Source organism: Streptomyces sp. NPDC012474, assembly GCF_042955185.1.
Taxonomy (GTDB): Bacteria; Actinomycetota; Actinomycetes; order Streptomycetales; family Streptomycetaceae; genus Streptomyces; species Streptomyces cahuitamycinicus.
Genome location: NZ_JBIBEP010000014.1, coordinates 1 through 14,572, shown reverse-complemented (window position 1 = coordinate 14,572; position 14,572 = coordinate 1). Strand labels below are relative to the sequence as shown.

Genomic DNA, 14,572 nt, shown 5'->3' with positions numbered 1-14,572 from the left:
CGTCTCACTCCTTCCCGAGGTCCAGCAGGCGACGGGCGACGATGTTGCGCTGGATTTCGGCGGTACCGCCGTAGATGGTCGCGGCCCGTGAGTAGAGGTACTCCGTACGCCACGCCTCGTCGGGCGCCAGCTCCACCGTCCCCGGCAGCAGGTCCCGCACGGTGTCGAACAGCCGTTGCTCGGCGCCGGCCAGCAGGATCTTGTCCACGGAGGTCTCCGGACCCAGCCGTCCGCCGTCCGCCAGGGCCCGCTGCGTGGCGGCCGAGCGGCAGCGCACGCTGTGCAGGTCCAGCCAGGCGGCACCCAGCGCGTCCGCGTCCGGCTCGCATTCGTCGGCCAGGAGGCGGTCGAGACGGCTGTAGAGGTGGGCCACGCGGTGCCAGAAGCAGGTGGACCGCTCGTGCGGCAGCAGGTCCATCGCCAGCCGCCAGCCGTCGCCGGGGGAGCCCAGCAGCCGCCCGGTGGGGACCCGCACGTCGTCGAAGAACACCTCGGCGAACTCGTCGACGCCGTGCATCGTGCGCAGCGGCCGTACGGTGATGCCGGGGGAGTCCATGTCGACGAAGAAGGCGCTGATGCCGCCGTGCCCGGGCCCTCCCGTCCGGGCCAGCAGGACGCAGCGGGCGGCGTACTGGGCGAGGCTCGTCCACACCTTCTGCCCCGTCACCACCCACGCGTCCCCGTCCCGCGCGGCCCGCGTGGACAGGGATGCCAGGTCGCTGCCCGAGCCGGGCTCGGAGAAACCCTGGCACCACTGCTCCTGGCCGCCCAGCAGCCGGGGCACCATCTCGGCGGCGAGCGCGGGCGGAGCGTAGTCGATGAGCGTGGGGACCAGGACCTCGACCATCGACCACAGGCCCGGCTCGGCCAGGTCCCGTGAGGCGATTTCCTCGCCCAGTACGGATCGCAGCACACTCGGCCCGCCCAGCCCGCCGACCGCGTCCGGCCATCCGTACCGCATCCAGCCCGCCGCCCACAGCTCCCGCCGGACGCGGCCCAGTTGGGCGACCTGGGCGTCCAGGGAGCGGTCGTCGCCGGGAGACAGGTCGTGACGGTCCAGCCAGGCGCCCAGCGCCCGCCGGAGCTCCGCGACCTTCACGAGCGGGTGCGCTCGAAGGCGTGCGGGCGGCCCGAGTCGTGGACGCCGCTGCGGCGGATGAAGGTCATGGCGCGGGTGCGCAGCCGCCAGCCGTCCGGGGTGCGGACGTAGGTGTCGTCGTAGTAGCCGATGCGCATCGCGTGCTCGGAGTGCTCGACGAAGCACAGCGGCTGGGTGCCGGTGGCCCTGTCGCCGTCAAGTTCGACGACCGGCGTTCCCACGAGGAACAGCCCCTTCGGGGCGGCCGAGACGAGCGCCGGGAACTCGTCGAGCGGGTAGGTGTCGCCGAAGGCGCTGTAGCTGCCGTCCGGAGTGAAGACTGCGAGCACCCGGTCCACGTCTCCGCGGGTCATGGCGACCGCGTAGCGAGCGAGGAGCTGTTCGATCTCTACCAGGTCGTCGGTGTCGCTCAAGAGCCTCGTCCTCTCGTCTGCAACCGATTGAGAATGTCGTTCTCGCTCAAGGAGTATGGTGCCGGATGGTTGCTTCTCCAATAGGGAGAAGCTAATTTCCACTCCATGGATCAATTCCTGGCCTTCACGGTGGTGGGCCTGAGCACCGCCGCCGTCTACGCCGTGATCGGCACCGGTCTGGTGGTCACCCACGCCACCACCGGTGTGTTCAACTTCGCCCACGGCGCGGCCGGAATGCTCTCCTCCTTCGCCTATTGGCAACTCGCCGTCGGCTGGGGCTGGCCGGTCCCGCTCGCTCTGGCCTTTCTCCTGCTCGTCCTCGCCCCGGCCTTCGGACTGTTCGTCGAACGGGTGCTGATGCGGCCGGTGCAGGCCCTCGGCGAAGCCGAACGCCTCGTGATGACCGTCGCGTTGCTCACCGGATGCATCGCGCTCGCCCGCTGGGTGTGGGACCCCAACACCGCACGCCCGCTCTCGCCGTTCCTCGCCGACCGGCCCGCGCTCCGCATCGGTCCGGCCACCGTCACCTGGCACCAGGCCATCACGCTGGCGGTCGCCCTCGCGATCGCCGCCGCGCTGTGGCTGCTGCTCCACCGCACCCGCTCCGGCACGGAGATGCGCGCCTCCGTCGACGACCGGGCGCTCGCCGGCCTCACCGGCGCCGACCCGCAGCGCGCCACCCGGCTCGCCTGGGTGCTGGGCCTCCAGCTCGCCGCCGTCGGCGGCATCCTCATCGCCCCCGCCGTCGCGCTCGACGCCCAGCAGTTGTCGCTGCTCATCGTCAGCGCCTACACCGCAGCCGTCTTCGGCCGTCTGCGCAGCCTGCCCCTCACCTTCCTCGGGGCACTCGTCGTCGGCCTGCTGGAGGCCTACCTCGCCGGTTACCTGCCGCAGAACGACTACCTGCCGGGCCTGCGCCTGGCCGCTCCCGCCCTGCTGCTGTTCCTGGCCCTGCTCGCCTTCCCGCAGCGCCGGCTGCGCGGCCGTGACCGCACACCGGGGCGGGTCTTCCTGCCGACGGCCCGCGGCAGCCTCCTCCTGGCGGGTTCGGTCCTGTTGTTCGCGCTGTTCCTGGTGAGCGTCCTGACGGAGGACGCCGTCATCTCCTACGGCACGCTCTTCCCGCTCGGCGTCATCGCCCTGTCCTTCGTGCCGCTGGCCGGATACACGGGGCAGATCTCCCTGTGCCAGCTGTCCATCGCCGGCATCGGCGCCGTGGTCTGGGGACACCTCGGCGCGCACGGCGAACTGTGGGCACTGCCCGTCGCCATGCTGGTCGCCGCCGCCGTCGGCGCGCTGATCGCGCTGCCCGCCCTGCGCCTGTCCGGCATCTACCTGGCCCTCGGCACCGCCGCCTTCGCCGCCGTCCTCGACCGCTGGATCTTCACCCTGCCCGCCTTCGAGGTGCTCGGCGTACGCGTCGCCTTCTTCGACCAGGGCTCGGTCGCGGTCACCGGCCCCGACCTGTTCGGCCTGCACCTCACCTCACCGGTCCAGCTGCTGCTCCTGTCCGCCGTCTGTCTCGCGCTCGCCACGCTCGGCGTGGCCGGGCTGCGGCGGGGCCGGTTCGGCCGCCGGCTGATCGCGCTGCGCGACAGCGAGGCCGCCTATGCCACCCTCGGCGGACGGCTCCTCGTCACCAAGACCGCCGTCTTCGCCCTGTCCGCCGGGATCGCGGGGCTGGGCGGCGCCCTGTACGGCATGCAGGTGCAGACCGTCACCGCCGAGCAGTTCAACCTCGTCACCGGGCTGCCGATCTTCCTGATCGCGGTCATCGGCGGCCTCGGTACCGTCGGCACGGGCCTGTTCACCGGCATCGCCTTCGTCGTGCCGGCGCAACTGCTGAGCGGCCTCGGATCCTGGGTGCACGACATGACGGCCCTCCTCGTCGCGCTCGCGGGTATGGGTCTCGCCCACAGCCCCGACGGCGTACTCGCCCGGATGCGCGCCGAATGGGCACCGCTGGCCCGGAACCGGCAGCTGCTGCCCGCACTGCTGAGCGTCCTCGGCCTGTGCTGGCTGCTCGCGGCGCTCGACCTCACGAACGGGTGGCTGCTCCTCACTCTCGCCGTCGTAACGGCCCTGCTGCTGCGCACCCGCGCCGCCGCCGCTCAGCGGCAGTCCACCGACGTCCCGCCCGAGTGGTGGGGAGTACGCCGCCCCTGGCGGCCCGAGGACGGGGAGGTGCTGAACCGTGCCACCACTGCTGCGAGCTGAGGAGATCACCGTCTCCTTCGGCGGGCGCCGCGCCCTCGACGGGGTGTCGCTGACCGCCGAGGCAGGCCGCGTCACCGGCCTCATCGGCCCCAACGGCGCCGGAAAGTCCACCCTGTTCGACGTGATCTGCGGGCTGCGCCGCCCCCGCACCGGCCGGGTGCGACTCGACGGCCACGACATCACACGCGAGGGTCCCGCACGCCGCGCCCGGCGCGGGATGTCCCGCACCTTCCAGCACCTGGAACTCTTCGGCCGCCTCTCCGTGCGCGACAACCTCCTCGTCGCCGCCGAACTCGGCCCGGCGCGCCGTCACGCCGCCCGCACGGCCGACGCGGTACTGGACCGGCTCGGCCTGACCGGCGTGGCCGAGGACCCCGCCGACGCGCTCCCCACCGGCCTGGCCCGCCTGGTCGAGGTCGGCCGTGCCCTCGTCCTCGGCCCGCGCGTCCTGCTCCTCGACGAGCCCGCCGCCGGCCAGGACGCCGAGGAGACGCATCGCTTCGCCGCGTTGCTGCGTTCCCTGGCCGACGAGGGCACGGCCGTCCTGCTCGTCGAGCACGACATGAGCCTGGTGATGAACGTCTGCGACGAGGTGTACGTCCTCGACCTCGGCTCCGTCGTGGCCAGCGGCCCGCCCGCCCGCGTGCAGACCGACGAGACGGTCCTCGCCGCCTACCTGGGGGAGGCACGGCCATGAGCGGACCCCTGCTGGAACTGGACGGCATCCGCGCCGCCCACGGCGGCATCACCGTCCTGCACGGTGTCGATCTGGCCGTCGAGGAGGGCCGGGTGGTGGCCCTTCTCGGTCCCAACGGCGCAGGCAAGACCACCCTCCTGACGGTCGCCGCCGGTGTGCACCCGCCCAGCGCCGGCCGGTTGCTGCTCGGCGGCCGGGACGCCACCGGCATCCATCCGCGCGAGCTCGCCCGTGCCGGCGTGTGCCTGGTGCCGCAGGGCCGTGGTGTCTTCCCCAACCTCTCGGTGCGCGACAACCTCCTGATGATGACCTTCACGGGCCGCACCCAGAAGGAGATCGAGGAGATCGCCTACGCCCGCTTTCCCGTCCTCGGCAACCGGCGTACCCAACCCGCGGGCACGCTCTCCGGTGGCGAACAGCAGATGCTCGCCCTCGCCCGAGGCCTGGCCACCGACCCCGCCGTCCTCCTCCTCGACGAACTCTCCATGGGACTCGCCCCGCTGGTCGTCGCCGAACTGTACGAACTGGTCGCCGACGTCGCCCGGCAGGGCGTCGCCGTCCTGGTCGTCGAGCAGTTCGCCGCCGCCGTACTGACGATCGCCGACCACGCCGCGGTCCTCGCCGGCGGCCGCGTCCAGTGGCAGGGGCACCCCGACAGCTCCTTGCAGGCCGAACTCTCCTCCTACTACCTGGGGAGCCCGACATGACCGCACCCGACGCGCGTGCAGAACGGTTCGTCCACCAACTCGCCGAGCTGAAGATCCCCGACCCCGCCGCCGCCCGCGCCGCACTCTGGCTGCGCCTCGGGGGACTGCTCATGGCCACCGGGCTGGTCCTCGGCGCACTGGCTTTCCCACTGGCCCACGCCACGGACAACTCCCTCGCCCAGGGTGACGCCCTCGCCATCGGTCTCGGCGGCGTCGCCGCCGCCGTGGTGGGCGGCACCCTGTTCCTGCGCTACTCGATCACCGGGTTCCTGCGCTTCTGGCTCGCCCGCCAGTCGTACGACCTGGACCGGCTGGGGGAAAGGCTCATCGCCCCGGCACCCGCACCCGAAGGAGAACCGCGCCATGCCGTCACCCCGCGCAACGGCCCTGCACCCCGGTGACCAACTGGCCTCGGCCACCGGTACCACCCGCGTCATCGTGATCCGGGCCCCTGCAGAGGCCGCGGGCCCCGTCGAATGCGGCGGCAGCCCGATGGTCCCCGTCCAGGAAGCCCCTGCCGCGCCTCAGCCCGGCCAGGCACCCGACACCCTCATCGGCAAGCGCTACGTCGACCCCGCCGACACCCTCGAACTTCTCTGCACCGCCTCCGGCACCGGCCACCTCACGTACGGAGGAACCTCCCTGGCGATCAAGCCGCCCAAGGCCCTGCCCGCCTCGGACTGACCCGCCCAACGCCACAAGGAGTCCCATGGACCGCGATGACATGATCCTCATCAGCGTCGACGACCACATCATCGAACCGCCGGACCTGTTCGCGAACCACCTGCCGGCCCGCTACAAGAAGGATGCGCCGCGGCTTGTCCACCGCGAGGACGGCAGTGACGTCTGGCAGTTCCGGGACGCGAAGATAGGCAACGCAGCGCTCAACGCGGTCGCGGGCCGGCCCAAGGAGGAGTACGGCATGGAGCCGCAGGGCCTGGACGAGATCAGGCCCGGCTGTTATGACGTCGACGAACGCGTCGCCGACATGAACGCCGGCGGCGTCCTCGCCCAGATGAACTTCCCTTCCTTCCCCGGCTTCTCCGCCCGCCTGTTCGCCACCGAGGACTCCGACTTCTCCCTGGCCCTGGTTCGCGCCTACAACGACTGGCACATCGACGAGTGGTGCGCCGCCCACCCCGGCCGCTTCATCCCCATGGCGCTGCCGGCCATCTGGGACGCCGAGCTGTGCGCCCAGGAGATCCGGCGCGTGGCCGAGAAGGGCTGTCACGCCCTCACCTTCCCGGAGAACCCGGTGCCGCTCGGCTACCCGAGCTTCCATTCCGAGTACTGGGACCCGGTATGGCGGGCGCTGACCGACTGCGGCACGGTGATGAACCTGCACATCGGCTCCTCCGGCCGCCTCGCCATCACCGCGCCCGACGCCCCGCCGGACGTGATGATCACCCTGCAGCCCATCAACCTCGTCCAGGCGGCGGCCGACCTGATGTGGTCACGCGTCCTCAAGGAGTACCCGACCATCAAGATCGGGCTGTCGGAGGGCGGCACCGGCTGGGTCCCCTACTTCCTGGACCGCCTGGACCGCACCTACGAGATGCACGCCACCTGGACACTCCAGGACTTCGGCGGGAAGCAGCCCTCGGAGATCTTCCGCGAGCACTTCCTGACCTGCTTCATCAGCGATCCGATAGGGGTGAAGCTCCGTCACGACATCGGCGTCGACAACATCTGCTGGGAGGCCGACTACCCGCACAGCGACTCGATGTGGCCCAACGCCCCCGAGGAACTCCACGAGGTGCTGACCGCGAACTCCGTGCCGGACGACGAGATCAACAAGATGACGCACGAGAACGCGATGCGCTGGTACTCCTTCGACCCGTTCGCCCACCTCCCCCGCGAACAGGCCACCGTGGGCGCCCTGCGCAGGGCCGCGGGGGACCACGACGTCTCCGTCAGGCCCCGTAGCCACCAGATCGTCACCCCGGCCGAGAAACTCGCCGTGTACCGCCGGAAGGCCGAAGCGGCCCTCGCCGTGGCACAGAAGACGGACGGCGCGCGCCCGTAGTCGCCGGCTGACCGGGCCCGCCGGCCCGGTCAGTCCCGCTGTCCTCCGGTGCGGACCAGGCCGGACTCGTAGGCGATGACGACGAGCTGGGCGCGGTCGCGGGCACCGAGTTTGGTCATGGCCCGGTTGGCGTGGGTCTTGACGGTGACGGGGGTGACGAAGAGGCGTTCGGCGATCGCGTCGTTCGACAGGCCCCCGGCCACGAGGGCCATCACCTCGCGTTCCCTGGGAGTCAGCGTGGCCAGCCGGCGGGGGTCGACGAGGTCGCTGGGGGCGGGCTGGGCGAGGACGCGGCTGATGAGGCCCTTGGTGGCCGCGGGAGAGAGCAGTGCCTCGCCGGAGGCGACGAGACGGACGGCGTCGAGAAGCTGTGCCGGTTCGACGCCCTTGCCGAGGAAGCCGCTCGCGCCGGCCCGCAGCGCCTCGATGACGAGCTCGTCCTCCTCGAACGTGGTCAGCACGAGGACCCTGACGCCTGCCAGGTCCTCGTCCTGAGCGATCAGGCGGGTAGCCTCGATGCCGTCGACCTCGGGCATCCGGATGTCCATGACCACGACGTCGGCACGCTCGGACCGGGCCAGCCGAGCCGCCTCCCCGCCGTTGGAGGCCTCCCCGACGACCTCCAGGTCCGGTTGCGCGTCGATGAGTAGCCGGAAGGTGCCCCGGAGCAGCGCTTGATCGTCGGCGAGCAGGACGCGAATCGGCATGGGAGAAACTTCCTCACAGGGTGTCAGTCGGTGGCGGGGCCGAGCGAGATCGGCAGTTCGGCGACGACCTCGAACCCGCCTTCCGGCCGCGGGCCGGCCGTGACCCTCCCGCCGATGGCGTCGGCCCGCTCGCGCATGCCTATCAGTCCATGACCGGTGCCCGCACCCTTGGTCGCGCCGGAGGGTCCGTCGTCCGTCACGGTGACCCGGAGCGAGTTCGGACCGTAGTCCAGGACCACCTCGGTCCGGGTCGCGGAGGCGTGCTTGTGGGTGTTGGTGAGGGCTTCCTGGATGATGCGGTAGGCGGTCAGCTCGGTTGCGGGCGCCAGCGGAACAGGAGCGCCGGTGCGGGCCACCCGCACGGACAACCCGCTGGCACGAAACCCACCGGCGAGGGCGTCGAGATCGGCCAGGCGGGGGATGGGGGCACGCGAGCCCGGCGCGTCGTCGGGTTGGCGCAGCAGACCGACCGTGGCCCGCAGTTCGTCCAGCGCCGCGCGACTGGTTTCCTTGATGTGGGCCAGCGCCTCGTAAGCCTGGTCGGGGTTGGCGCGCATGAGGTGGTGAGCCACCCCTGCCTGGGCGTTGACGAGGGTGATGTGGTGGGCGACGACGTCGTGCAGATCGCGCGCGATACGCACGCGTTCCTCGGTGACCCGGCGCCGGGCTTCCTCCTCCTGCGTGCGCTCGGCGCGCACCGCACGTTCTCTGGCCTTCACCAGGTTGTCGCGGCGGCTGCGGACGGCACGGCCCAGCGCGGTGGCCGCGATCGCGAAGTCGAACCGCAGCAGGCTCGCCCCGCCCACCAGTGACTCCGCGTGGGTGGCGGCATAGACACCTGTGATCGCCACGGCGGCGGCCGCTCCGACGGCCCATGCGGTGCGGCGGCTGCCGAGAACGGCGAGCGTGTACAGGGCGACAAGGCTTGACGCCGGGACCAGGGAGCTGTGTGTTGCGAAGGCCATCAACGTGAGGTCGCCCGCCAGCGTGAACAGGGCGACCCACAGTGGCCAGCGGCTGCGGACGGCCAGGGGCAGGCAGGACAGAGCCGTCCACGCCGTTTCGTCCCAACGCGGCTCGTGCCATTCGGACGTGCCGACCGCGGTGGCCGCCGCGGCGACCACGACCAGGGGCACCGCCGGGAGCACGTCTCTGACCCGGTCATGACGGGTCAGCCACTGCCGCCACACCATTCTCACCTGCATTTCCTCACTGTAAGCAGCGCGGGCCGGCGGAAGGCCGGGTGATTCCCGACTGGCCGGCCCGCGCGTGGGCGTCGTTACGTCGTGCTACCGGCTCCGGCCGGCCACGCCGACGGTCTCCGGCTCCCGCACCGCGGGGTGCGGCTGCGCCGGTTCGTCCACGGGGCCTTCCACGGACACGTGGGGCAGCGCCTTGTCCAGGCAGCGGGGCAGCCACCAGTTGGCCCGTCCGCACAGGTGCATGAGCGCCGGCACGACGATCATGCGGATCAGCAGGGCATCCACAGCTACAGCTACGGCGAGGCTGACGCCGAACTCGGAGATGACCCGCATGCCGCCGAAGACGAAGGAGCCGAAGACGCAGACCATGATGGTGGCGGCGACGGCGATGACCTTGCCGGTCTCGGCCTGCCCGACCCGGACCGCACGGCGGCTGTCACCGGTGTGCGCCCACTCCTCGCGCATCCGGCTGACCAGGAAGACCTGGTAGTCCATGGACAGGCCGAACATGATGCCGACGACCAGGATCGGCACGAACGACTCGATCGGCCCGGCCGCGCCGAGCCCGAGCAGTCCGGCGCCGAAGCCGTACTGGAAGACGACCACGATCGCACCGAAGGCCACCCCGATGCTGAGGATGTTGAGCAGCGCGCCGACCGCGGGGATGAGCAGACTGCGGAAGGCGATGGTCAGCAGCAGGAACCCGAGGACGACGATCACGAGCACGAACAGCGGCAGTTTGCTCATCAGGACCGAGGCGAAGTCGTCGTTGCTCGCGGTGAGACCGCCTACATACACCTTCATCGACGTGCCGTGCTCCGCCTCGGGGATCACGTCGTCACGCAGGTGGTGGATCAGGTCGGAGGTGTCGGCCGACTGGGGCGAGGTCGTCGGGACGACGGAGATCACCCCGACCGTCTGTCCCACCCTCATCGGTGACGCGGTGGCACTGGCCACACCGTCGACCTGCTCCAGAGCGGTGACCAGCTTGGTCCTCGCCGCCTGGTCGGCGGCGGTGGGGGCCTGCACGGCGAGGACGAGCGGGCCGTTGAAGCCGGGGCCGAACCCGTCGGCGATCATGTCGTAAGCCTGGCGGTTCGTCGAGGTGGTGGGCAGGTTGCCGTCGTCGGAGGCACCCAGGCGCAGCGACAGTGTCGGGAACGCAAGCGCCGTCAGAACGGCCAGGGCCACCAGGCCGAGGGCCTTGGGATGGGCCTGGACCCGGGCGGCCCATCGTCCCCACAGGCCGGGGCGGCCCATGGACGGCCGTACCACCTGACCGGCCTGCTCACGGCGCTCGGCGCGGCTGAGGATCCGGGTGCCGATCATCCCGAGCAGCGCAGGCAGCAGGGTGATCGCGGCGAGCACGGTGAGGGCGACGGTGACGGCCGCGCCGATCGCCATGCCGTTGATGATCCCGACATTGAGGGTGAGCATGCCCAGCAGCGCGACGACGACGGTCAGCCCGGCGAAGAGCACGGCCCTGCCGGAGGTATTGAGGGCCCTGGCCGTCGACTCTGCCACGCCCATGCCCGCCAGCAGGTTGGCGCGCTGCCGGTTGACGATGAACAGGGCGTAGTCGATGCCCACGCCCAGACCGATCAGCGAACCCAGGGTCAGCGTGGTGTCGGAGAGGGTGACGGCATGGCTGAGCAGCATCACCGCGACCGCGGACGTGCCGACGCCCACGACGGCCGTGATGATGGGCAGCGCCGCCACCCACACCGCCCGGAAGACGAACAGCAGCACGATGAAGGCGAGGACGATGCCCATCGCGTCCGCGACGGCGTTCGGCTTCGGGTTGACGGTGAACGCCTGCCCGTTGAGCGCGATGTGCAGGCTCCCCGACTCCGGAGCGGTCGCGAGTTCCTTCACATGGTCGATCTGCGGGTCGGAGACGTTCTCGTCGAACGCGACCGTGGCGTAGGCGGTGCCGCCGTCCTTGCTGACCTGCCCCTTGCCTTCGGGTGCGTAGGGGCTGGTCACTGCGGCGACCCCCGGCGCGTCGGCGATGTGGCGCAGCGCCTCGGTCATCGCCCGCTCGGCCACCGGCTCGGTGACCTTGCCGCCCTTCAGCTGCCAGACGACCCGGCCGCTCTTGCCCGCGGCACTGTTCGAGGCCTGCTGAAGCAGGGCTGTGGCCTGGGCCGAGTCGGTGTTCTGGGAGGTCGGGCTGTTGCCGAAGTCATTGCCGACGGCGCCGACTCCGGCGCCGAGGGCAAGCAACAGGCCCACCCAGGCCAGGACGACAGCGAGCCGGTGCCGGTGGCACCAGCGGGCGAGAGGGGACATCGACGAGCCTTTCCAGGAAATGCCATGAGCCGGGCCGACGATCACGGCCCACCCTCACGCTCGCAGTTCCCCGGTCTGAAATCGTTGGCCGTTCGCAGACACTTCCGTCTACTGCGATCGCAGTAGACGAAAGGGCGAACGCGGTCCCCCTCGAAAACTCACCGTGGGAGGCGCTGCCACGACCACGAGCGGGCCTCGCCGGCAAGGTGCGGCCACCATGGGGGCGTCGCCGGAGGCTCTGCGAGAGCCCCGATCGCGCCCGCGAGAGCACTGTCCGAGTTGCGCTGTGCGGGCATGATTTGGAGGTGGCGTGCTGACTCCCGTGCTGACTTGGCGCTGACTACGCTGCGTTGAACTCGGTCATCTGGCGCCGATCGGGCAGCAGCCGTTGCTTGGTCCTGCATGAAGCTGAGGTATGGGGGCGTTGGGATCAGGTCTGAGGTGAACGGAATGGTGGGCCTGTGCATGGTGCGGCGCCCGCGAGCGAACATCGTCTGCGCGGTTGCGTGGTGCGACACCCCGGCCGCGCATGCCGGAGCCGGCGATACCTCTGGTGCCGTGACCGTCGGATGCTTGCCGTGAGTGTGCTTGTGGATGGGGGACGGATTCGGTGAACCGGCCGAGAGCCTGGGAAGCCGATTGCTCGCCAAGCAGCGCCGCACCCTGGTGCACCGAGGACTACCGGCTCGACGGCGCTGTCTTCGACCCGCCGGCCCTCACCCGCCCACGCGCCGTACTGGACTCAGAGATGGCCCTGCTCGGTGACCCGCTCGGCTCTATAGGCCTGTTCCACTTGTTCTGGAACTGGATCGGGCGCTCTCAGGAAGAGTGCCCCGTCATGGCTCAGCCAGGCCGCGTCAGAGCTCGCGACCGACGGTGGGTGCGAGGTTGTACGGGAGGTCCAGCTCGCGCAGGATTCGGATCAGGTCGGCCGGAGCCGCTGCCAGGCGGACCGGGGTGCCCGCGTCATCGAGTTCGGCGACGTGCCAACTTCTGCTGATCGTCTCCTCATCGCCCCGAGCGCGCCGCACGTGCACGGCGGTGAGCCGCTCCACCGGGATCGGCTTCGCCGCGAACCGGCCGGGGCCGTCGTGGGGCACCACTGCGGGTGGGCCGTCGCCGAGGACGATGTGGGTGCCGAAGCCGTGCGGGTTGTAGTCGGTGTGGTCCAGGAAATGGGCGGCCAAGAACACCTCTCCCCGCACAGGGCGTGTCTGGACCGCTCCCGTTTCCGCCGGTGTACGGATGCGTGTGGCGCGCCATGCCCAGGCGCACAGGCCCAGGGTGACCAGTGAGCCTGCTGCCCACCACGTGATCGGCGTGCGCGATGAGAACAGGGTGGTGGGGTGGAGGTAGCACAGCGGCAGCAGCCACACGGCGGTGACGACCAGCACGCCCCCGAACGGCAGTGCCGACGGGAGCACCTCGTCGTCGGCCAGCCGGCGCCCGCGCCGGCGCATCAGCAGCAGGGCCCCCGGGTACGCTGCGCCCAGGCCCAGCCCGGCCGCGATGACGGTCACGTCACCGGCGGGCGTCATGTGCTCGCGCCAGACGTGCCGTTCGTCGGCGACCACCCTGATTTGCCCACGCCAGAAGGTCACCTCGACCCGGTCACCGGCCGCGAACCCCTGGGCGCCTTCGTACGAGACCCTGACTCGCCGCACCTGCTCGCCGTCGGCGAAGTACAGCCAGCTGGGCCTCTTGCCACCCTCGGGTTCGGACCGCGTGATCACGGCGGGCACGGTCGTCAGACACTCGCCGCGCACCGCGGCGGGCGTCTCGGCGGCGCACGGCTCGGCCGCCTCCCACGCCCGCTTCTGCGCATTGGCGCTCGGCACGGACCACGCGGCCAGACCCGCGCCCGCGAGCAGCAGCACGCACAGGGCCAGTGGCCAGCGTCGGCCACGCCCGGCGGTGCGGTACGACACGACGGGAAGATGCGTGGACTCCGGCCTGCCGTAACGGCGGTGCAGCGCTCGGAGCGCCTCCACCTCCGAGTCGAACGCCGGGTCGTCGTATTGCGCGGTCTGCGGCAGGGGCAGGCGCAGCTTGCGTCCGTCGCGCAACACCAGGTCGACGCGACGCACCTCACCGTTGCGCACACGCTGCAGTCGTATGTGCAGGTCCGCGACCTCGCTCCACGGCACGCTCCTGTGGCGCAGCATCATCCGAGAGTGCACGCCGTACGCGTCGGCGCGCACCTGAGCTGTGGCCCAGAAGAGCAGCACAACGGCTGTCAGCACCACCGTCAGGCCGACCGTCATCCACGGGACGAACCACTTGCCCCAGCGCTCCGTGGGCAGCAGCACCGTCAGGAACGCCCAGACCCCCACCACGGCGCCGAACCCGGCGAAGGCACGCCCGGGGCGGCTGATGAGGGGACGGCAGGTCATGTCGGGCGCTTCTGGCATGCGGATGATGCTGACATCCCCGGAAGCGCACGCGCATGTGCGCTGTACGGCAACGCCCTGGTCACGGACATTGCCGGGCCGCGGAAGGCGCTACCGGCTCGGCGGGCCGACCATAGCCTGGGACACGACGTCATCCAGCATCGGAGACGTTCCCGGCACAGTCAGCTGAGTGTCGTCCAGGATCGGCAGGCCCGAACTACATCCGCTACCGGCCGCGGCCCGACGTGCCGCTTTCAGCAGACACCGCCGGGGGCCTACGACCCGAAGGGCGGCCGACCGCCCAAGCACGGCGGCGAGTTCGTCTTGGTGACTCCGTCACCTGGGGCACCGAGCAGGCCGTGACGGTCACCGACACCCGCCTCGATGGAAAAGGGGTATGAGTGCGCTATGCAAAACGGTCGGCGGGGTGAGAAGGACCATCCGCGCGCGTCAGGCGTCTCCGGCCGCAGGAACGTCCATCGCCCACCCCAGCGGGTGCGACTCCGTGTCGTCCTGGGCCGGAGCGAGAGGCTCTCCCCCGGCTTCGTTGAAGGCGGCCAGCGCCTCGATGAGGGCCAGTCGCTGCGTCGGGGTGAGTCGCTCCACGATCTCGGCGATCGCGGCGCGGCGGCGGGCGGTGACGTCCGCGACCGTGCGGCGGCCTTCCTCCGTGAGCTGGAGCAGCGTTTCGCGGCGGTTGCCGGGGTTGGGCTGGCGGTCGGCGAGGCCGGCGGCGATCAGCCGGTCGACCATCCGCATGGCGGTGGACGGGGCGACCCGGAGCAGGTCGGCGAGGGTGACGAGTTTGGTGGCGCCGCGTGT

The 14,572-nt window shown here is 71.1% G+C and carries 13 protein-coding genes; 6 read left to right on the top strand and 7 right to left on the bottom strand.

The genetic code is table 11. From position 1 onward, the window contains the following. Positions 1-4 precede the first annotated feature (4 nt). Entirely contained in the window at positions 5-1,099 is a 1,095-nt protein-coding gene (locus tag ACFY9S_RS27170) for an acyl-CoA dehydrogenase family protein (RefSeq protein ID WP_391132840.1), read from the bottom strand. Then, positions 1,096-1,512: a nuclear transport factor 2 family protein gene (locus ACFY9S_RS27165; RefSeq protein WP_391132837.1), complete on the bottom strand. Its 417-nt coding sequence runs from the start codon at positions 1,510-1,512 to the stop codon at positions 1,096-1,098. Before ACFY9S_RS27165 ends, ACFY9S_RS27170 begins: the two co-directional genes overlap by 4 nt. A gap of 105 nt (positions 1,513-1,617) precedes the next feature. On the opposite strand from ACFY9S_RS27165, the gene ACFY9S_RS27160 reads away from it, so the two are divergent. From ACFY9S_RS27160 to ACFY9S_RS27135, 6 genes are read left to right on the top strand one after another with little or no spacing between them, the layout of a single operon-like run. Further along, entirely contained in the window at positions 1,618-3,729 is a 2,112-nt protein-coding gene (locus tag ACFY9S_RS27160; RefSeq protein ID WP_391132834.1) for an ABC transporter permease, read from the top strand. Further along, a complete protein-coding gene (locus ACFY9S_RS27155; protein WP_391132830.1) occupies positions 3,707-4,426 on the top strand; it encodes an ATP-binding cassette domain-containing protein in 720 nt (239 codons plus the stop codon). The genes ACFY9S_RS27160 and ACFY9S_RS27155 overlap by 23 nt, the downstream gene beginning before the upstream one ends. Further along, the gene (locus ACFY9S_RS27150) at positions 4,423-5,133 is read left to right on the top strand and encodes an ATP-binding cassette domain-containing protein (RefSeq protein WP_391132828.1); all 711 of its coding nucleotides are present in this window, start codon (positions 4,423-4,425) and stop codon (positions 5,131-5,133) included. The genes ACFY9S_RS27155 and ACFY9S_RS27150 overlap by 4 nt, the downstream gene beginning before the upstream one ends. Continuing rightward, positions 5,130-5,534 (top strand): hypothetical protein, encoded by a 405-nt coding sequence (locus tag ACFY9S_RS27145; RefSeq protein ID WP_391132825.1) that lies wholly within the window; start codon positions 5,130-5,132, stop codon positions 5,532-5,534. Before ACFY9S_RS27150 ends, ACFY9S_RS27145 begins: the two co-directional genes overlap by 4 nt. Beyond that, positions 5,497-5,817: a hypothetical protein gene (locus tag ACFY9S_RS27140; protein WP_391132822.1), complete on the top strand. Its 321-nt coding sequence runs from the start codon at positions 5,497-5,499 to the stop codon at positions 5,815-5,817. Before ACFY9S_RS27145 ends, ACFY9S_RS27140 begins: the two co-directional genes overlap by 38 nt. Before the next feature lie 25 nt (positions 5,818-5,842). Continuing rightward, positions 5,843-7,159: an amidohydrolase family protein gene (locus ACFY9S_RS27135; protein ID WP_391132819.1), complete on the top strand. Its 1,317-nt coding sequence runs from the start codon at positions 5,843-5,845 to the stop codon at positions 7,157-7,159. A gap of 29 nt (positions 7,160-7,188) precedes the next feature. On the opposite strand, the gene ACFY9S_RS27130 is transcribed toward ACFY9S_RS27135, so the two are convergent. The 5 genes from ACFY9S_RS27130 to ACFY9S_RS27110 form a co-directional block, all read right to left on the bottom strand. Continuing rightward, a complete protein-coding gene (locus ACFY9S_RS27130) occupies positions 7,189-7,866 on the bottom strand; it encodes a response regulator (RefSeq protein ID WP_391132816.1) in 678 nt (225 codons plus the stop codon). Positions 7,867-7,889: 23 nt separating this feature from the next. Beyond that, the gene (locus ACFY9S_RS27125) at positions 7,890-9,071 is read right to left on the bottom strand and encodes a histidine kinase (protein ID WP_391132813.1); all 1,182 of its coding nucleotides are present in this window, start codon (positions 9,069-9,071) and stop codon (positions 7,890-7,892) included. Positions 9,072-9,155: 84 nt separating this feature from the next. Further along, positions 9,156-11,360: an MMPL family transporter gene (locus ACFY9S_RS27120; RefSeq protein WP_391132810.1), complete on the bottom strand. Its 2,205-nt coding sequence runs from the start codon at positions 11,358-11,360 to the stop codon at positions 9,156-9,158. Between the two features lie 857 nt (positions 11,361-12,217). Further along, the gene (locus tag ACFY9S_RS27115; protein WP_391132807.1) at positions 12,218-13,771 is read right to left on the bottom strand and encodes a PH domain-containing protein; all 1,554 of its coding nucleotides are present in this window, start codon (positions 13,769-13,771) and stop codon (positions 12,218-12,220) included. A gap of 429 nt (positions 13,772-14,200) precedes the next feature. Then, a partial coding sequence (locus ACFY9S_RS27110; protein ID WP_391132804.1) for a MarR family transcriptional regulator occupies positions 14,201-14,572 on the bottom strand: 372 nt, incomplete at its 5' end.

Coding starts and splice junctions, on each gene's coding strand:
- ACFY9S_RS27160 (WP_391132834.1), top strand. CDS start 1,618: ATGGATCAATTCCTGGCCTTCACGGTGGTGGGCCTGAGCACCGCCGCC.
- ACFY9S_RS27150 (WP_391132828.1), top strand. CDS start 4,423: ATGAGCGGACCCCTGCTGGAACTGGACGGCATCCGCGCCGCCCACGGC.
- ACFY9S_RS27145 (WP_391132825.1), top strand. CDS start 5,130: ATGACCGCACCCGACGCGCGTGCAGAACGGTTCGTCCACCAACTCGCC.
- ACFY9S_RS27140 (WP_391132822.1), top strand. CDS start 5,497: ATGCCGTCACCCCGCGCAACGGCCCTGCACCCCGGTGACCAACTGGCC.
- ACFY9S_RS27135 (WP_391132819.1), top strand. CDS start 5,843: ATGGACCGCGATGACATGATCCTCATCAGCGTCGACGACCACATCATC.
- ACFY9S_RS27130 (WP_391132816.1), bottom strand. CDS start 7,866: ATGCCGATTCGCGTCCTGCTCGCCGACGATCAAGCGCTGCTCCGGGGC.
- ACFY9S_RS27125 (WP_391132813.1), bottom strand. CDS start 9,071: ATGCAGGTGAGAATGGTGTGGCGGCAGTGGCTGACCCGTCATGACCGG.
- ACFY9S_RS27120 (WP_391132810.1), bottom strand. CDS start 11,360: ATGTCCCCTCTCGCCCGCTGGTGCCACCGGCACCGGCTCGCTGTCGTC.
- ACFY9S_RS27115 (WP_391132807.1), bottom strand. CDS start 13,771: ATGCCAGAAGCGCCCGACATGACCTGCCGTCCCCTCATCAGCCGCCCC.